This is a genomic window from Gordonia abscondita (assembly GCF_032711245.1).
In the GTDB taxonomy this organism is placed as follows: Bacteria; Actinomycetota; Actinomycetes; order Mycobacteriales; family Mycobacteriaceae; genus Gordonia.
Genome location: NZ_CP128986.1, coordinates 3,551,915 through 3,570,123, shown reverse-complemented (window position 1 = coordinate 3,570,123; position 18,209 = coordinate 3,551,915). Strand labels below are relative to the sequence as shown.

Here is an 18,209-nt window from a genome sequence, read left to right as displayed (position 1 = left end):
CAGGATGCTGGGTGGATTGGGCGACATCGTCGCCGACCTCGGCTATCGCGCCGGATGGGCGGCCGTCAAGTACTCGCCGGAGACGGTCGCGCGCAGTGTCTTCGACGCGGCGGGAACTTTCGCGGGCCGCCGCAATGGGGGACCGGACCAGCTCCGCAAGAACCTGGCCCGGGTCATCGGCACGACTCCCGACGACGTCCCAGACCAGCTGATCGAACAGGCGATGCGATCGTACGCACGCTACTGGCGTGAAGCGTTCCGGCTCCCGACGACAGACCCCGACGAGATCGCGGCCAGCGTGGTGATACCCGACCACGAGCGGGAGTCGCTCGACGCGTCGATCCGTTCCGGGCGGGGCGTCGTCATGGCGCTGCCGCATTCGGGGAACTGGGACATCGCAGGCGTGTGGCTGGTGAAGAACTACGGTCGGTTCGCGACCGTCGCCGAACGTCTCGAGCCGGAGTCGCTGTTCGACCAGTTCATCGCCTACCGGGAGTCTCTCGGATTCGAGGTGTTTCCGCTGACCGGCGGCGAGCAACCACCGTTTCAGGTCCTCGCCGAGCGGCTGCGCGCGGGAGGCCTCGTGTGTCTGATGGCCGACCGAGACCTGTCCGCGCACGGCGTGCCGGTCACGATGTTCGGGGAGAAGACACGGATCCCGGCCGGCTCGGCGAAGCTCGCCATCGAGACCGGGGCCGTGCTGCACGCCGTTCATCATCGGTACACGGGTGTCGGGACGTCGCACCTGAGCGCGGGCACTGTCATCGACACCGACGGCGGCATCGCACCGACAGCGCAGCGATTGGCCGACGCTTTCACCCGCGACATCGCGACCGCGCCAGCCGACTGGCACATGCTGCAGCCGCTGTGGGAGGCCGACTGGTCGCCCGAACGTCGCGCACGGCTTGGAATCGAATGAGGTTCGCGTGAAGATCGGCATGATCTGTCCGTACTCATTCGATGTGCCCGGCGGCGTCCAAGCGCACGTCGTCGAACTCGCGGAGGTGTTCATCGGCCGCGGCCACGAGGTGCGTGTGCTCGCGCCAGCCGGACCCGACGTTGTTCTTCCCGACTACGTCGACTCCGCAGGTCCCGCGCTCGGCATCCCGTACAACGGGTCGGTCTCGCGGGTCACGTTTTCACCGAAGGCCTATCACCGTCTCCGTCGCTGGATCGCGGTGAACGAGTTCGACGTGCTGCACGTGCACGAGCCGAACTCGCCGAGTCTGTCCATGTTGTCTCTGATGGTCGCCAGCGGACCGATCGTGACCACATTTCATACGTCGACGACGAAGTCGATGTGGCTGTCGATCTTCGATTCCGTGCTCCGGCAGTTCCGTGAGCGAATCAGCGGCAAGATCGCGGTTTCCGAACTCGCGAGGCGCTGGCAGATGGAGTCGCTCGGCAACGATGCGGTCGAGATCCCCAACGGGGTGGACGTCGCGGCGTTCGCCGAGGCGACTCCGCTTGACGGATATCCGAGGGCCGGGCGCACCGTGATGTTTCTCGGCCGGTTCGACGAGCCGCGTAAAGGCATCGACGTCCTGATGCGAGCATTGCCGACGATCGTCGAACAGTTTCCCGACGTCCAGGTCCTCGTGGTCGGCGGCGGGAATGAGGCGGCGCTGCGTCGACGCGCGGGTGACCTGTCCGGACGGCTACGGTTCCTCGGCATGGTCGACGACGAAACGAAGGCACGCGCGTTGGCGAGCGTCGACGTGTACGTCGCCCCTAACCTGGGCGGTGAGAGTTTCGGTATCGTCCTCGTCGAGGCGATGGCCGCAGGCGCAGCAGTCGTCGCGAGCGACCTCATCGCGTTCTCCCGCGTCCTCGACAGCGGACAGTCGGGCTCTCTGGTGACGACGGGTTCACCGACGGCCCTCGCCGAGCAGGTCAACTTGCTGTTGGGTGACGACGACTTGCGTGCACGCTACGTGGCGTGCGGACGCGAACGTGCCGACCTCTATGACTGGTCACGGGTCGCCGACCAGATCCAGAACGTCTACGACACCGTCACCTACAACGCCGGTCCCGTGGTGGTGTCCGACTGATGCGCCCTCGTATCGCCGCTGGAGGCGTCGTATGACCGCCGTCGCGATCACCGCGTCTGCCGTCGGGATCGCCGTTGTCGTGGGGCTGGTATGGCTCGTCGTCTTGTCGGCGACCCGGGCGACGAGGATGGATCGGTTGAACATCCGCGTCGACCTCACCCGTCAAGCGCTGTTCGGAGCATTGGAGCGGCGCGCAGTAGTCGCCCGCGCCATCGCAGCCGCCAACCCCGACGCGTCGGGCGCACACGACTTGTCGGCCGCGGCCGACGCCGCGGAGGGCGCCGATCCCGCGGGCCGTGAGGCTGCCGAGAACCTACTGTCGGCCGCCATCGCACACGCTGACCCGGCACACCGCTCGGCGGCGTTGACAGCAGAACTCGCCGACGCGCAGACCCGGGTGACTATGGCGCGCCGTTTCTACAACGATGCGGTTCGCGACGTTCGCACGCTTCGGGGCCGTCGAATGGTTCGCTGGCTACACCTGGCGGGGCACGCGCCGCGACCGGCCTACTTCGAGATCACCGAGCGAGTGACCAGCGCGTGAGTCCGCACGTGGCGTACATCTCGTAGGAGACGACCCGACGTTGGATGAAGCTGCCTGATCGGGTTTACTTAACGCGTCAGACCCTCACCTGAGACCCTCACCTGAGACCAAGGAGCACCGCCCGTGACCACTGATCCGCAGAACTCCCCAGCAACCGGCACCGCCCGAGTCAAGCGCGGCATGGCCGAGATGCTGAAGGGCGGCGTGATCATGGACGTAGTTACGCCCGAGCAGGCCAAGATCGCTGAAGATGCCGGTGCCGTCGCCGTTATGGCGCTCGAGCGCGTGCCCGCCGACATCCGTGCACAGGGCGGCGTGTCGCGTATGAGTGATCCGGACATGATCGACGGCATCATCGCTACGGTGTCGATCCCGGTGATGGCGAAGGCCCGTATCGGCCATTTCGTCGAGGCTCAGGTCTTGCAGAGCCTCGGTGTCGACTACGTCGACGAGTCGGAGGTCCTGACCCCGGCCGACTTCGAGAACCACATCGACAAGTTCGCTTTCACCGTGCCGTTCGTGTGCGGGGCCACCAATCTCGGTGAGGCGCTGCGTCGCATCAACGAAGGCGCCGCGATGATCCGTTCCAAGGGTGAAGCCGGGACCGGCGACGTGTCGAACGCGACGACGCACATGCGCCAGATCCGCCAGCAGATCCGTCGTCTCAGCTCGCTGCCCGAGGACGAGCTGTATGTGGCTGCGAAGGAGTTGCAGGCGCCGTACGACCTGGTCGTGGAGGTCGCGAAGGCAGGCAAGCTTCCGGTCACGTTGTTCACCGCGGGCGGTATCGCCACCCCTGCCGATGCCGCGATGATGATGCAGCTCGGCGCCGAGGGTGTCTTCGTCGGTTCCGGCATCTTCAAGTCGGGCAACCCGGCTCAACGTGCTGCCGCGATCGTGAAGGCTACGACGTTCTACGACGATCCGGATGTGCTCGCGAACGTCTCGCGCGGTCTCGGTGAAGCCATGGTCGGCATCAACGTCGACGATGTGCCCGTGGCACATCGGCTCGCCGAGCGCGGCTGGTAACGACGCGACGACGATCGCCGTCTAGCTCGGGTGGTAGGCGCGGCGGGGGAGTCCCGGCGCCCGCCCGTCCCGATGTGATCCCGGCCGGGGATCTCGACTACGCTAGCGACAAGGTTTGTGGTGTGGCAGTACGCTACCCGGCTCGGCTGCGTGCTGTCGGCGGAATCTTCGACTCATGAGCCAAAGGGCACTCAGAGAGAGGTGAGCATGGACGACACCGTCATCTTGCGTGACGAAGCGCGGACCGGTCAGGATCGGATCGGCGACGTCACGGTCGACTGGTCGGTCGTCTGCCACGTCGGCCGCGTTCGTGAAGCCAACGAGGACGCTGCGTTGGCGCTCCCCGGCCGCTACCTCGTCGCCGACGGTATGGGCGGTCACGACAGTGGCGAGCTCGCCAGTGAGGCTGCGCTTTGCACCCTCGCCGACGCTCCGGTGGGCGAAGACTTCGACGCCACGCGCACTGCCGTTGCCGCACTGCTCGTGCACGCGCAGGAGAAGATCGGCGCATTCGGTTCCGAGTCCGGGCGGCGCGCGGGAACCACCGCCACGGGCGTGCTGCTCGCTGAAGGGGAGGACGGCCCGGCGTGGGTCGCCTTCAATATCGGTGACTCGCGTACGTACCTGTACTCCCAAGGCGCGTTGCGGCAGGTCAGCGTCGATCATTCGCAGGTGCAGGAACTGGTCGAAGCGGGCTACCTGACTCCCGAGCAGGCGCGTGTCGACTCGCGCCGCAACGTGATCACGCGTGCACTCGGCGCGGGCATGGCCGAACCGATCGCCGACTACTTCGCGTTCTCCGCGGTCCCCGGCGACATCGTGCTCCTCTGCTCGGACGGGTTGGACGGCGAACTGGGCGACGACGAGATCGCAACCGTGGTCGCCGCGGCCGACGGCGACGTCGAACTGGCCGCGGCCGCGCTCGTCGAAGCCGCTCTCGAGAGTGGAGCGCACGACAACGTCACCGTAGCCGCGGTGACCGTGAGCCGGTAGCGGTGCAGCTCGCGGGCAACGGCACGACGTTTGTCGAGTTCGTCGGCGAGCGCTACCAGGTGATACCCGGCCAACCGTTCTACATCGGACGTGAAGCCACGCTGACGGTCGACGACAATCCGTATCTTCACCGCCGCTTCCTGCTACTGCACGACGAGAACGGCATGTGGTGGCTGACGAACCTCGGCACCCACTTGTCCGCGACGGTGACCGCGGCGGATCTCGGCTTTTCCGCGACGCTCGGCCCCGGCGCACGCATGCCCCTCGTATTCGGCCGGACAAGCATCGTCTTCAGCGCCGGACCCACCACCTACGAGGTCCAAGTTCAGGCGGGCGCGCCCGCGGTCGTCTCGCCAATCGGGACGTCGACGGTCGGCGGCGACACGACGCGCGGCGTCCCGAACTTCACCGACAGCCAGAAACTCGCCGTCCTCGTGCTCGCCGAAGCGATCCTCCGCCACGACGGCACGGGTGCGAGCGCGCTGCCCAGCTCTGCGAAAGCGTCTGCGCGCCTTGGTTGGTCGCTGACGAAGTTCAATCGGAAGCTCGACAACGTCTGCGACAAACTCGACCTGATCGGCGTCGCGGGGATGCGCGCGGGCGGCGGACGTCTCGCGTCGAACCGTCGGCTCAAACTAGTCGAGTACGCGTTGTCGACTGGCCTCGTCAGTCGAGGCGACCTCCCGATGCTCGACGCGGAGTACGCGCGGAACACCCAGCCGCCCAACTCCTGACCGCTGACGCGGATTTCGGACACGAGCCTGCATGGCTCGAATGCTCCCCCTGTCGCGATCCGTGTGTGACGGTGCGGTGAGCTTCGAATGGGCAGTCCGTGGGAGCCACCCCGCTCGGCCCGGTCGAAAATGTCCTTTGACCAGCGCGTATCCCATGGGTAGTTCTCCCCATCGCGTTATGGTCGCGATCACCCTAACGTTCTTCTTATCAGCCCGGTGATCGACCGGTCCCGGGCTCCGAGGAAGGAACAAAGATGACCGTCGCCGCGATCCGCACCGCCCCCGGACACCAGACCGCAGCCCGCACCACCGCCTCCGCACCGAACCGATCGGCTTCGGCCGAGTCTCGCCGCCGCGAAGCCCTGGCCCGCCTGAGCGCTCGCGTGATGCCGCTACCCGGCCGCCCCGTCTACGTCGAAGCCCCGCTTCGCCGCCGCGGATACCTCGCACCCGTCGATCCGTCAGCGCTCGTCGAGCCCGCAGCCCCTGAACTGCCGCGTCCGGCCTTGACCGACCGCGAAGTGGAAGTCCTCCGCACCTGGTTGCTGGTCGACTCGAAGCCCGCATGCGGTGAAGAGCTCCACATCTCGCTGGGCACCGTCAACACCCACCTGACGCGCATCCGCGCGAAGTACGCCGAGATCGGGCGCCCCGCCTCCACGAAGGCCGCACTCGTCGCCCGCGCCATCCAAGACGACATCATCGACATCGAAGAGCTGTAACGCGGTACCGACTCACCCAGACCAGTAGTAGAACCGGTCAGGCGTGGCGGATCATCGGGACATCGAGTGCAGTGTCGGGGACGCCGAAGGCGTCGACGAGATCAGCGGCGTGAGGTCGGAGGACGCCGCACAAATCGTTCACGCCGCGTCGGACTGCCTTGGCTCGCTCCACGGAGACGTGTCGATGCATCAGATACCAACCGAGGTCGTCCTCGACGAGCGAATAGACGAACAGATCACGGACCCGTTTGAGTAGTGTCCGCGTCTGCTTGTCAGTAACCCTGCCGATCACGTCGACGACAGTCTCCAACACGATCCGCTCGATGTGTGCGTCGCCGACCTTGATCAGATGGTCCTGCGTCCCAGTGAACACTTCTTGCGCGTCAGCGTCGTCGTCCTGAGCACGACGCATCCGAGCGGCAGCGGTCCGCAGAAGGTGATCTTCTCGGTTGCGGAGCAGTCGCAGCTGAGTGCCGGGGTGGGTGAGATCGCTATTCTCCGGGTCTTCGTCCGAGTCGTCGAGCAGCGTCTGCACCACCTGGCGGGCAGCGGTCTTCTCCAAGGCGATGTCCTTCACCGTCGAGGCGACGAACCGGAGCCAACCGACCGTGTCGAGGTCGCTCACATCACTCGCGTACGCGGTGAGGAGTTGTTTGGCGACGAGTTGGCGGAGAATCAGGTTGTCACCCTCGAACGTCGTGAACACGTCGATGTCACCGCGGAGTCGTGAGAGCCGGTTCTCGTCGAGGTAGCCCGCGCCACCGCACGCCTCTCGCGCCTCGGAGATGGCCCGTGACGCGAGTTCGGTGTGGCCCGCCTTAATTGCGGCCGCCTTCACCTCGAGTTTGCGTATCGCGTCCGGGTCGGCGTCGGCCGGGTCGCCGGACTGCAGTTCGTGGAGCTCGGCGACGACTTCGTTCTGCGCGATCGCAAACGCGTACGCGCGCGCCACCAGCGGCAGCAGACGCCGCTGGTGGGTGCGGTAGTCGAGGAGGACGAGTTCTTCGTCGCTGTCGGGCCCGGAGAACTGACGACGCACCAGCGCGTACTTCACGGCCAGCGTCAACCCGAGGCGGCCGGCGGCGCCCGCCGCCGCTCCGACCGTCACCCGTCCGCGGATCAACGTCCCGAGCATGGTGAAGAACCGGCGGTTCACCGATTCGATCGGACTCGAGTACGTTCCGTCCGGTGCGACGTCGCCGTAGCGGTTGAGCAGGTCCTCGCGCGGAATCCGCACGTGATCGAACATGATCCGCCCGTTGTCGACACCGGGGAGACCTCCCTTGTAGCCGCAGTCCGACGTCGTCACCCCCGGTAGGTCATTTCCGTCGGCGTCACGAATCTGTACGACGAAACAGTGGACACCTCGACCCGACTGCTCTTCGTCAGGGCCCGCGGTGACCAACTGGGCGAACACCGCGGCGTAGCGAGCGTGCTCCCCGGCTCCACCGATGTAGTCCTTACGTGATCCCGGCGTCGGTGACGTGATCTCGAATTCGCCCGACTCGGGAAGATAGGTCGCGGTGGTCTCCAGTGCCTGCACATTGGAGCCGTGGCCGGTCTCAGTCATCGCGAAACAGCCCAGGACATCCAGATCGATGAGTCCGGGTACATATTTCTCGTGGTGGCGCTCGGTGCCGAGGTTCTCGACGGCTCCGCCGAAGAGCCCCCACTGCACGCCAGCTTTCACCATCAACGAGAGATCGCCGTAGCCGAGCGTCTCGATCGCGGTGACGGCGGCGCCGACGTCGCCGGTTCCGCCGTGCGACTCCGCGAAGCCGTCGGCGGGAAATCCGAGCGGCACCATCGCGGTCATGGCGTCGAGCATTCGTGCGCGATAGTCGGCCATCGACAGCCCCGACAGGGGCACGAGGTCGGTCGCCTGGATCTGGTCCCGGACGACATCGCGGGTGGCCGCCCATCGTCCGTCCAGGACGGCGCGCAATTGGGCGACGGTGTCGGTCGGGGGAGCGGAGACTTCCTCACGTTCTGCCATATAGGCGACACTACCGACGGGTAACGATCCGCGCAGCGGGGTGAACGACGTGGCCGCATCCCGAGTGAGGGATAATACGCAATCGTGGCAGACATCGAAGACATCTTGGCCGTCGAGCGCATCGACGACGACATCTTCCGGAGCAGCGTTTTCGCGAGTGCGTTGCGTCGCACCTTCGGTGGGCAGGTGGCCGGGCAGGCGCTCGTCGCGGCCACCCGGACGGTCGGCGTGCAGTTCCGCGTGCACTCCCTGCACGGATATTTTCTGCGGCCGGGCAAGCCCGATCAGCCGACGGTCTTCCTCGTCGACCGGATTCGCGACGGCCGCTCGTTCGTCACCCGCCGGGTGAACGGCGTGCAGAACGGCGAGACCATCTTCTCGATGTCGGCGTCGTTCCATGTCGCCGGCGACGAGGGAATCGAGCATCAAGACACGATGCCGCCCGCACCCGACCCAGAGTCGCTGCCAGACGGAAGTGAACTGGAGGGGCCGGCCAAAGCATTGCGTGCCGAGTGGGACAACTTCGACGTGCGCGTGGTCCCCGAGGACCAACTCGTCAAGCACGGCTGGTTCGCGTCCCAACAGCGCGTATGGTTCCGCTACCGCAAGCCGCTGCCCGACGACCAACTCCTTCACGTCTGCACCCTCGCGTACATGAGCGATATGACGCTCCTCGGTTCGTCAAACGTCGCACATCGGGGCGTGGTCCTGCAGAGCGCATCCCTCGACCATGCGATGTGGTTCCTGCGGCCGTTCCGTGCCGACGACTGGTTGCTGTACGACCAGACGTCGCCGTCGGCGAGCGGTGCCCGCGCACTCACGCAGGGGCGAATCTACGATCGGGCGGGTCGCATGGTGGCCGCGGTGACCCAGGAGGGGCTCACCAGGACCGGGGTGCCAGCGCAGAAGGCGAGCTTCATGGCGGAGCGCCAGTGAGTCCGCTGATCGGTGTCCTCGCGCTGCAGGGCGATGTCCGCGAACACGCCGAAGCATTGGCGGCCGCCGGAGCCGACGTGCTCGAGGTTCGTCGTGCGAGCGAACTCGACCGGGTCGACGGCCTGGTGATTCCGGGCGGCGAATCGACAACGATGAGCCGACTGCTCGGCGTCTTCGACTTGTACGATCCGCTCGTCGCTCGGCTCCGCGACGGAATGCCCGCATACGGTTCGTGTGCGGGGATGATCATGCTCGCGTCGAACATTCTCGACACGCGCGCAGACGCGCGCCACCTCGATGCCCTCGATGTCACAGTCCGCCGCAACGCGTTCGGCCGACAGGTCGAATCGTTCGAGACCGACCTTGAGTTCACCGGCATCACCGATCTGCCCGATGCCGCGCCGATGCGCGCAGTGTTCATCCGGGCGCCGTGGGTGGAGTCGGTCGGCGACGGAGTTGAGATCCTGGCAACCGTGCCGAGTGGGCCGGCCACCGGGCGCGTCGTCGCGGTGCGTCAAGGAAATGTGCTGGCCACGTCGTTCCATCCGGAGGTCACCGGAGATCATCGAGTCCACGGGTACTTCGTCGACCTGGTTGGCACAGCGTAGAATCTGACAGTCACTCCGCTCGTCGTGCGACGTCGAGCGAGCGTAAACGGAAGGGATCACCACCATGAGCGGCCATTCCAAATGGGCCACCACCAAGCACAAGAAGGCGGTCATCGATGCCAAGCGCGGCAAGATGTTCGCCAAGCTGATCAAGAACATCGAGGTGGCTGCCCGCACGGGTGGTGGTGATCCGGCAGGCAACCCGACTCTCTTCGACGCGATCCAGAAAGCGAAGAAGTCGTCGGTGCCCAACGACAACATCGAGCGGGCTCGCAAGCGCGGTGGCGGCGAAGAGGGCGGCGGCTCCGACTGGCAGACCATCATGTACGAGGGCTACGGTCCCAACGGAGTCGCGATCCTCATCGAGTGCCTGACCGACAATCGCAACCGTGCGGCTGGCGAGGTCCGCACCGCGATGACCCGCAACGGCGGCAACATGGCCGATCCCGGTTCGGTCTCGTATCTGTTCACCCGCAAGGGCGTCGTGACGCTGGAGAAGGGTGATCAGACCGAGGACGACGTCCTGATGGCGGTGCTCGACGCGGGAGCCGAAGAGGTCACTGACCTCGGCGAGTCCTTCGAGGTCGTGAGCGAGCCGGGCGATCTGGTCGCCGTTCGTACCGCGCTTCAGGAGGCGGGCATTGACTACGACTCGGCCGAGCCCGACTTCCGCGCATCGGTCGAGGTCGCGGTGGATGCCGACGGCGCCCGCAAGATGTTCAAACTCATCGACGCGCTCGAAGACTCCGACGACGTGCAGGACGTCTACAGCAACGTCGACGTGAGCGACGAGGTACTCGCCGAGCTTGAGAACGACTGATAGGATATCGAACAAACGTTCGCCGTATCCGAAGCGGCACGGTTGTCTGGAGGTCGGTACGCGTGCGTGTGATGGGGGTAGACCCGGGTCTGACTAGATGCGGTGTCGCACTGGTCGAGTCGGGGAACGGTCGCAAGGTCACCGCGCTCGACGTCGATGTCGTCCGCACCCCGTCCGACATGGATCTCGCCGAGCGTCTCCTGGCGATCCATCGTGCGGTCGAAGACTGGCTGGACACACACCGGCCGGACGTGGTCGCGATCGAGCGGGTGTTCGCACAACGACAGGTGAGCACGGCCATGGGCACCGCTCAGGCTGCGGGTGTCGTTGCGCTCGCGGCCGCCCAACGCGACATACCCGTGCGCTTTCACACGCCGTCCGAGGTGAAAGCCGCGGTCACCGGATCCGGTCGCGCCGACAAGGCGCAGGTGACGATGATGATCACGCGAATCCTCGGCATGCAGACGCCGCCGAAGCCTGCGGACGCGGCTGACGCGCTGGCTCTCGCGGTGTGCCACTGCTGGCGTGGCCCGATCAACGAACGGATGGAAGCGGCGGCGGCCAAAGCCAAAGCCGCCCAGGACCGTCATCGTGCGCGCCTGAAGGCGGCACGAGAGGAGGCTGCAGCGCGATGATCGCGTCCGTGTCCGGAGAAGTCGTCGACATCGCTCTCGACCACGTCGTCGTCGAATGCGCTGGTGTGGGATACCGTGTCCTCGCGACCCCGCCGACGCTCGGAAAGTTGGTGCGCGGCAAGCACACTCGGTTGTTGACGTCGATGATTGTTCGCGAGGACTCGATGACCCTTTATGGGTTCACCGATCCCGCCGCCCGTGACCTGTTCGGCCTGCTGCAGACGGTCACCGGTGTCGGTCCGCGGCTGGCTATGGCGACGTTGGCCGTCCTTGAACCCGACAGTCTGCGTCGAGCTCTCGCCGACTCGGATGCAAAAGCGCTGACTGCGGTCCCCGGCATCGGTAAGCGGGTCGCCGAACGCCTCGTCGTCGAACTACGTGACAAGGTCGACGCCGCGCCCGGCGGGTCGAGCGTGCCGGGTGCGCCCGCGAGTGGCGCGGGCGCCCAGGTCGCCGAAGCGCTCGTCGGACTCGGTTTCACTGAGAATGCCGCACAGCAGGCGGTCGCTGCGGTGCTCGCCCAGGAACCCCACGCCGACTCGTCCACGCTGTTACGCAATGCTCTCGCCGGGCTCGGTCCGCGGCGATGACCGGTGAGTTCGAGGGTCCGCCCGACGACTTCCTGGCACCGGAGGAGGTTCCCGCAGACCGCGACCTCGACGCCAGCCTGCGGCCGAGTAGTCTCGGCGACTTCATCGGCCAGCCGAAAGTTCGCGAACAGCTCGAACTCGTGTTGCACGCGGCTCGCGCGCGCGGCAGCACCCCGGACCATATCCTGCTATCGGGCCCTCCGGGCCTAGGCAAGACGTCCCTCGCGATGATCATCGCGAGCGAGATGGGTGCGGCCATCCGCATCACCTCCGGTCCGGCATTGGAACGGGCGGGCGACCTCGCGGCGATGCTCTCGAACCTCGTCGAAGGCGACGTCCTGTTCATCGACGAGATTCACCGGATCGCCCGGCCCGCCGAGGAGATGCTCTATCTCGCGATGGAGGACTTCCGCGTCGACGTCGTCGTCGGCAAGGGGCCCGGCGCGACGTCGATCCCGCTGGAGGTCGCACCGTTCACCCTGGTCGGTGCGACTACCCGGTCGGGAGCGTTGACCGGTCCGCTACGCGACCGCTTCGGCTTCACCGCCCACATGGAGTTTTACGAGCCGGCCGAGCTCGTGCGCGTCCTGGTTCGATCCGCGAAGATCCTCGGCATCGATCTCGACACGGCCGCTGCCACCGAGGTCGCGGGTCGTTCACGCGGAACGCCTCGCATCACCAACCGTCTGCTGCGGCGCGTCCGCGACTACGCGGAAGTCCGGGGAGACGGTCGAGTCGACATCGAGACGGCGCGGGCGGCCCTTGCGGTGTACGACGTCGACGGGTTGGGGTTAGACCGGCTCGACCGCGCGGTACTCGGTGCCTTGGTCCGCGGATTCGGCGGGGGACCGGTCGGTGTATCGACGCTCGCCGTCGCTGTCGGCGAAGAGCCGGCGACTGTCGAAGAAGTGTGCGAACCCTTCCTGGTCCGTGCGGGGATGATTGCACGCACGCCGCGCGGCCGGGTTGCGACCGGCGCGGCGTGGAACCACCTCGGTCTGCAAGCGCCGCCGGACGCCATTGATCAGGCGCACGGTGTTCGTGCACGCGAGGAGACCCTGTTCGACTGAAAGATCCTCAGGATCGGTCGATGTGCGTCGGCGATCACGAGGTGATCGACAGGTATCCGCGTGTGCGCTGCACGGCGTCGGCGGCGGGCCTGGCACACTGGAGGCCATGTCATCCTCATTGATCATCCCGCTAATGCTGGCGGCGATGGCGGTCTTCATGTTCGTGAGCGTCCGCAACCAGAAGAAGCGGGCTGCAGCTGTCGCCGGCATGCAGTCGGCTATCGGACCGGGTACGCGCGTTCAACTGCAGTCCGGTCTGTTCGGGGTGGTCGTCGACGCTTCGGACGACACCGTCGTCCAGATCGAGATCGCGCCCGGTGTGATTACCGAGTGGAACCGCCTCGCCATCCGCGAATCCGTCACGGATACACCGGACGACGGACAGATGTCGGAGCTGGACCACAACGCTGACGACTTCCAGGTGCCGGACAGTCTCGAAGGGCTCGACGTCGACTCGACCGATTCGCAGCCCGGCAAGCCGAACCTCGACAAGTCTAATGACGTGTCGGGCGACGATAAGCCCGAAGAGAAGTAGGCTGCCGAGACGTGAGCAGTAACAACCCACTCACCGCGCGACGCAAGGCGCAGCGAGAGACATCGCCGTGGGCGCCGCTCCTCGGGTTCGTCGGCGTTCTTGCGCTGATCTTCGTGCTCGTGTTCGCCACCGGTGACCATAAAGCGGAGCCGAAACTCGGTATCGATCTGCAAGGCGGCACGCGTGTCGTCCTGACGGCGCGCACCGAGAACGGTCAGGCTCCAGACAAGTCTCAGCTCGACCTCGCACGCCAGATCATCGAGCAGCGTGTCGACGGACTGGGCGTCGGCGGCTCCGAAGTGGTCGTCAACGGCAGCACTCTCGTCATCACGGTTCCCGGCGACGACGGCAAGCAGGCCAGGTCCCTCGCGCAGACCGCACGACTGTACATCCGCCCGGTCGTCACGCAGGCGCCCGCGACACCGCAGAAGACCGACCCGAACGCCAAGAAGGTCTCCGAGATGACGTCGGAGGAGCAGACGGCGGCGATCGACGCCGCGCGCAAAGCCAGGCAGGCGCCCGCGGGCGCCGACCAGGCCGAGATGCAGCGCCTGCAGGCAGAGATGGCGAAGGTCAACTGTTCGCCGGACGCCGTCGACCCGCTCGTCGGCTACGACAAGCCCGACCAATACCTCGTCTCGTGTGGTGACAAGGACGGGCAGGTGTATCTGCTCGAGCCGATGATCATCAAGGGCACCGACGTCGACAAGGCGAAAGCCCAACAGAATGAGGGCGGCCAGTGGGTCGTCGCGGTCGACTACAAGGGCGACGGCAAGAAGACGTGGGCCGACTACACGGGGAAGAACGTCGGAAAGGTCACCGCGACTGTCCTGGACACCCAGGTAGTCAGCGCCGCGACGATCAACTCGGCCATCATCGGCACCACCGAGATCTCCGGCGACTTCACCCAGTCTGACGCTAAGGAACTCGCCAACGCGCTCCAATACGGTTCGCTGCCACTGTCGTTCGAGACGTCGGACGCGCAGACCGTTTCCGCGACTCTTGGCCTGTCGTCGCTGCGCGCGGGCTTGATCGCGGGCGCCATCGGTCTGCTCGCCGTCCTGCTGTACGCGCTGCTGTACTACCGGATGCTGGGCTTCCTGACTTTCCTGTCGTTGATCCTCGCGTCGGCGATGGTCTACGGCCTGATCATTCTGCTCGGCCGCTGGATCGGGTTCACCCTCGACCTTTCCGGCATCGCCGGCCTGATCATCGGCATCGGCATGACCGCAGACTCGTTCGTCGTCTACTTCGAACGAATAAAGGACGAGATGCGCGAAGGCAGATCGTTCCGGTCGGCGGTCAACCGTGGCTGGCAGAGCGCCCGCCGTACCGTCTGGACCGGTAACGCAGTCAGCTTCATCGCCGCGGCTATTATCTACTTTCTTGCGGTCGGCCAGGTCAAGGGCTTCGCATTCACCCTCGGCCTGACCACCATCATCGACGTCGTGATCGTGTTCCTGGTGACGCATCCGATGGTTGTGCTGGCGAGCCGCACGGACTTCCTGTCTCGTCCGAGCATCAATGGCCTCGGCGCGATCTCGGAAGTCGCGCGAAGACGTCGCGCCACCGCGAATAAGCGGTCGGGCGCAGGAGAGGACACGCTGTGAGCGACGAGAAGCCCACGACCGTCTGGGCCGACGAAGACTACGTCGCGGCGAAGAACCAGTCGTTCCTGTCCCGGCTCTACACCGGCACCGGAGCCTTCGACGTCGTCGGCAAACGCAAGATGTGGTACGTGATCTCCGCGGCGATCATGCTGATCTGTCTGCTGTCGATGATCTTCCGGGGGTTCACGCCGGGTATCGATTTCGAGGGTGGCACCCAGGTGTCGCTGCCCGCATCGGCGTCGGTCACGACAGATTCGGCGAGTGATGTATTCGCCAAGACGCTGGGACAAAGTCCAGAGTCGGCGCAGACCGCGGGTTCGGGCTCAGCCGCGACGATCCAGCTGCGCACCGAGACGATGTCGGCGCAGGATGCGTCGAAACTCGCGCACGCGTTCGCCGAAGCCTTCAAACCCGACGTGACAGTGGCCGATGTCAGCAGTTCGGACGTGAGTTCCACGTGGGGCAAGGAGATCACCCGCAAGATGGTGATCGCGCTCCTCGTGTTCCTGGTCGTCGTCTTCATCTACATTGCGGTCCGGTTCGACCGGGAGATGTCCGCGGCCGCTCTCGTATCGCTGCTGTTCGACGTGGTCGCCACCGCAGGCGTGTATTCGATCGTCGGTTGGGAGGTGACTCCCGCGATGGTCATCGGCCTGCTCACCGTCCTCGGATTCTCCGTGTACGACACGGTGGTCGTGTTCGACAAGGTCGAGGAGAACACCAGATCGGTCTTCGCGACGTCGCGGCGAACGTACGCCGAACAGACGAACCTCGCCGTCAACCAGACTCTGATGCGGTCGATCAATACGACTGTCATCTCGGTCCTGCCGATCATCGCGTTGATGATCGTCGCGGTGTGGATGCTCGGAGTCGGCACGCTCAAGGATCTCGCGCTGATCCAGTTGGTCGGCGTCGTCGTCGGCACGTACTCGTCGGTGTTCCTCGCGTCGCCGATCCTGGTGTCGCTCAAGGAGCGCCGCAAGGACGTCAAACGGCACACGGCCAAGGTGCTCGCCCGCCGAGAGAAGGTGGCGAGCGCATGATCGGTCCGCGGCTGCGAAGGGTCGCAGCGATCGCCGCGGCACTCGCGGCCGCGGGCACCCTTCTCGTTGCGTGCGGTGACGAGGAGGGCTCGAGCATCGACTACCTGACCGATGCACGGGTATCGGACTACAACGTCAGCACCCGCGACGGATACGCCGATGGCGCGCTGATGGCATTGACCCGCGTACTGCCGGGCTTCTCCCTCATCGGACCGGACGGGCAGATTGTCGCCGACCGCGATGTCGGCACCGCGACGCTCACCGAGACAGCGCCGATGACCGTCCGCTACGACTTCAGCCAGGACGCCGTCTTCTCGGACGGTAAACCGATGGTGTGCGACGACCTCGTGCTCGCGGCGACCGCGCTCGGCGGCCGGGTGCGCGGCTTCGACGCGGCAACCAACGCGGGCTACCGCGACATCGACAAGGTCGACTGCACGCCCGGCGCGAAGACGGCGACCGTCACTTTCGCCAAGAACAGCGACTTCCGGGAATGGCGCGGCCTCTTCGGTGCGGGCACCCTGCTGCCCGCGCACGTCGTCGGGCGGATCGCAGGCGTGCCAGACGTCGTCGGCACGCTGAACGGCAAGAACCGCGCCGCGATCGCGAAGATCTCGCAGGCGTGGAACACCGGGTTCAAGATCGCGCCCGGCGACGAGATCGATCCCGAGAAGTTCGTCGCCTCCGGCCCCTACCGCATCCAGAGCTACAGCGCCGACCGTGGTCTGCGGCTGGTCGCCAACGACAAGTGGTGGGGGCAAAAGCCGGTACTCGGTGACGTCACCGTCTGGCCGCTCGGCACCGACGGCACGAAAGCGGTCGACGACGGAGCCGTCGACGTCGCGGACACCGCCGACCTGGCGCTCGCCGATAAGGTCGCCGGCCGCGAGCCAGGGGCGACGGACACCGATCGCAGTGCCGCACGCGATATCGCACCGCTCGCGGTGACGAACCTCGTGTTCGCTGATACCGGGGTGGCCGCCGACCTCAAAGTCCGGCAGGCGCTCGCCACCTGCATGCCTCGTGACAGGCTGGCCCGCGAACACGGCTCCAACGGCGTCGTGTGGAGTCTGCACAGTGCGTCGCCCGCGGACGCGCTCGGACCGTCGTTGAACGTCCAGTTCGGTCGCCGCTACCCGAGATCGAACGTCGCGCGTGCCCGCACCCTGCTCGAGCAGCGGGCCGCAGACGAGAACGGACGCCGTGCCAAGCCGGTGATCCGGATCGGCTACCCGGCGGGCAGTGCGACGTCGGCCGCTGTCGTGAAGACCATTGCCGACGCTTGCGTCGGTGCGGGCATCACTGTGACGGACGCATCGTCACCGGACCTTTCGGTGGCCGGGCTCGGCAAGAAGGTCGATGCGCTGCTCATGTCCGGCGACACATTCGCCGCGGCGGGCACCGCCAGCGGCATCCCGGCCGCCTATGCGCTGTATCCCGGCGATCCCCTCAACTTGTCCGGCTACCGCAGTACCGCCGTAGGCCAGGCGATCACCGGGCTCTCCGAGACCGCCAGCGACAGCGCGCGCCTGCCGTTCCTGCGCACGATCGATACTCAGGCGTGGGACCAGTTGCCCACGATCCCGCTTTACGGCACCGTGCGCGGGCGCGACGCGTCCGCCGCGGTGCACCGCATGGTGCCCGGTATGGGGCGCTCCGGAACCGGATGGAACATGGATCGATGGGGAATGACCCGATGACTGTCGACGCGGCCGCGAACGGTGTCCAGGCTCGACTCGACCAGGCACGCCGGTCCATCGACGCGCACGCTCGGCTCGTTCCGGACTTTCCCGAGCCGGGCGTTGCGTTCAAGGATCTGACACCAGTGCTTGCGGCGCCTGACGGCCTGCGAGCCGTGACGGCGGCGCTCGCCGACGCGTGCGCGGGCGCCGAACTCATCGCGGGCATCGACGCGCGCGGCTTCCTGCTCGGCGGTGCGGTGGCCCACCATCTCGGCGTCGGCGTCGTCGCGGTACGTAAGGGCGGCAAGCTTCCACCCCCGGTCGTCGGCGTCGACTACGACCTCGAATACGGTTCGGCTCGCCTGGAGGTTCCCGCATCGGGTATCGAGTTCGCCGGGCGTCGGATCGCGGTCGTCGACGATGTTCTAGCGACCGGTGGAACCCTGTGCGCCACACTGGATCTCTTCAATCAGGTCGGCGCGAAGGTGTCGGACGTCGCGGTCGTCATGGAGTTGAGCGGATTCCCGGGGCGCCCGCGACTCGAAGCAGCAGGTGGTGGCGCAGTGCGCGTGCACAACCTCTGCGAAGGGTGATGTGAATCACTGCCCGTG

Annotated in this window: 19 protein-coding genes; 18 read left to right on the top strand and 1 reads right to left on the bottom strand. The window is 66.3% G+C overall.

Translation table 11 applies throughout. The features are described 5' to 3' along the window. Nucleotides 1-4: 4 nt before the first annotated feature. The 7 genes from MP11Mi_RS16735 to MP11Mi_RS16705 all read left to right on the top strand — a co-directional run bounded on the left by MP11Mi_RS16735 (nt 5) and on the right by MP11Mi_RS16705 (nt 6,073). Nucleotides 5-919, top strand: coding sequence for a phosphatidylinositol mannoside acyltransferase (locus MP11Mi_RS16735; protein ID WP_420040003.1), 915 nt, complete (start codon nt 5-7; stop codon nt 917-919). Nucleotides 920-926: 7 nt separating this feature from the next. Beyond that, nucleotides 927-2,051, top strand: coding sequence for a glycosyltransferase family 4 protein (locus MP11Mi_RS16730; protein WP_420040002.1), 1,125 nt, complete (start codon nt 927-929; stop codon nt 2,049-2,051). Between the two features lie 31 nt (nt 2,052-2,082). Then, entirely contained in the window at nt 2,083-2,595 is a 513-nt protein-coding gene (locus MP11Mi_RS16725; RefSeq protein WP_420040001.1) for a LemA family protein, read from the top strand. Between the two features lie 123 nt (nt 2,596-2,718). Continuing rightward, entirely contained in the window at nt 2,719-3,624 is a 906-nt protein-coding gene (gene pdxS, locus MP11Mi_RS16720; RefSeq protein WP_420040000.1) for a pyridoxal 5'-phosphate synthase lyase subunit PdxS, read from the top strand. Nucleotides 3,625-3,831: 207 nt separating this feature from the next. After that, nucleotides 3,832-4,617 carry a PP2C family protein-serine/threonine phosphatase gene (locus tag MP11Mi_RS16715; protein ID WP_420039999.1) on the top strand — a complete coding sequence of 262 codons (786 nt, stop codon included), beginning with the start codon at nt 3,832-3,834 and terminating at the stop codon, nt 4,615-4,617. A 2-nt stretch (nt 4,618-4,619) separates the two neighbouring features. Continuing rightward, on the top strand, nt 4,620-5,351 hold the full coding sequence (locus tag MP11Mi_RS16710) for a hypothetical protein (RefSeq protein ID WP_420039998.1): 732 nt from the start codon (nt 4,620-4,622) through the stop codon (nt 5,349-5,351). A gap of 254 nt (nt 5,352-5,605) precedes the next feature. Beyond that, nucleotides 5,606-6,073 carry a LuxR C-terminal-related transcriptional regulator gene (locus MP11Mi_RS16705; RefSeq protein ID WP_420039997.1) on the top strand — a complete coding sequence of 156 codons (468 nt, stop codon included), beginning with the start codon at nt 5,606-5,608 and terminating at the stop codon, nt 6,071-6,073. A gap of 37 nt (nt 6,074-6,110) precedes the next feature. Here MP11Mi_RS16705 and MP11Mi_RS16700 read toward each other — a convergent pair whose 3' ends face one another. Further along, nucleotides 6,111-8,069 carry an acyl-CoA dehydrogenase family protein gene (locus MP11Mi_RS16700; RefSeq protein ID WP_420039996.1) on the bottom strand — a complete coding sequence of 653 codons (1,959 nt, stop codon included), beginning with the start codon at nt 8,067-8,069 and terminating at the stop codon, nt 6,111-6,113. An 84-nt stretch (nt 8,070-8,153) separates the two neighbouring features. Here MP11Mi_RS16700 and MP11Mi_RS16695 point away from each other — a divergent pair, with 84 nt between their 5' ends. The 11 genes from MP11Mi_RS16695 to MP11Mi_RS16645 all read left to right on the top strand — a co-directional run bounded on the left by MP11Mi_RS16695 (nt 8,154) and on the right by MP11Mi_RS16645 (nt 18,191). Then, complete coding sequence (locus MP11Mi_RS16695) at nt 8,154-9,005, top strand: acyl-CoA thioesterase (protein WP_420039995.1); 852 nt, start codon at nt 8,154-8,156, stop codon at nt 9,003-9,005. Next, nucleotides 9,002-9,613, top strand: coding sequence for a pyridoxal 5'-phosphate synthase glutaminase subunit PdxT (gene pdxT / locus MP11Mi_RS16690; RefSeq protein WP_420039994.1), 612 nt, complete (start codon nt 9,002-9,004; stop codon nt 9,611-9,613). The genes MP11Mi_RS16695 and pdxT overlap by 4 nt, the downstream gene beginning before the upstream one ends. 64 nt (nt 9,614-9,677) lie before the next feature. Then, entirely contained in the window at nt 9,678-10,433 is a 756-nt protein-coding gene (locus MP11Mi_RS16685) for a YebC/PmpR family DNA-binding transcriptional regulator (protein WP_420039993.1), read from the top strand. A 62-nt stretch (nt 10,434-10,495) separates the two neighbouring features. Then, nucleotides 10,496-11,068 (top strand): crossover junction endodeoxyribonuclease RuvC, encoded by a 573-nt coding sequence (gene ruvC / locus MP11Mi_RS16680; RefSeq protein WP_420039992.1) that lies wholly within the window; start codon nt 10,496-10,498, stop codon nt 11,066-11,068. Continuing rightward, the gene (gene ruvA / locus MP11Mi_RS16675; RefSeq protein ID WP_420039991.1) at nt 11,065-11,658 is read left to right on the top strand and encodes a Holliday junction branch migration protein RuvA; all 594 of its coding nucleotides are present in this window, start codon (nt 11,065-11,067) and stop codon (nt 11,656-11,658) included. Before ruvC ends, ruvA begins: the two co-directional genes overlap by 4 nt. Next, on the top strand, nt 11,655-12,728 hold the full coding sequence (ruvB, locus tag MP11Mi_RS16670; RefSeq protein ID WP_420039990.1) for a Holliday junction branch migration DNA helicase RuvB: 1,074 nt from the start codon (nt 11,655-11,657) through the stop codon (nt 12,726-12,728). The genes ruvA and ruvB overlap by 4 nt, the downstream gene beginning before the upstream one ends. Before the next feature lie 106 nt (nt 12,729-12,834). Beyond that, on the top strand, nt 12,835-13,263 hold the full coding sequence (gene yajC / locus MP11Mi_RS16665) for a preprotein translocase subunit YajC (RefSeq protein WP_420039989.1): 429 nt from the start codon (nt 12,835-12,837) through the stop codon (nt 13,261-13,263). 11 nt (nt 13,264-13,274) lie between these two features. Then, entirely contained in the window at nt 13,275-14,873 is a 1,599-nt protein-coding gene (secD, locus tag MP11Mi_RS16660; RefSeq protein ID WP_420039988.1) for a protein translocase subunit SecD, read from the top strand. After that, entirely contained in the window at nt 14,870-15,916 is a 1,047-nt protein-coding gene (gene secF, locus MP11Mi_RS16655) for a protein translocase subunit SecF (RefSeq protein WP_420039987.1), read from the top strand. The genes secD and secF overlap by 4 nt, the downstream gene beginning before the upstream one ends. Next, a complete protein-coding gene (locus tag MP11Mi_RS16650) occupies nt 15,913-17,616 on the top strand; it encodes an ABC transporter substrate-binding protein (RefSeq protein ID WP_420039986.1) in 1,704 nt (567 codons plus the stop codon). The genes secF and MP11Mi_RS16650 overlap by 4 nt, the downstream gene beginning before the upstream one ends. Continuing rightward, entirely contained in the window at nt 17,598-18,191 is a 594-nt protein-coding gene (locus MP11Mi_RS16645; protein WP_420039985.1) for an adenine phosphoribosyltransferase, read from the top strand. Before MP11Mi_RS16650 ends, MP11Mi_RS16645 begins: the two co-directional genes overlap by 19 nt. Nucleotides 18,192-18,209 lie beyond the last annotated feature (18 nt).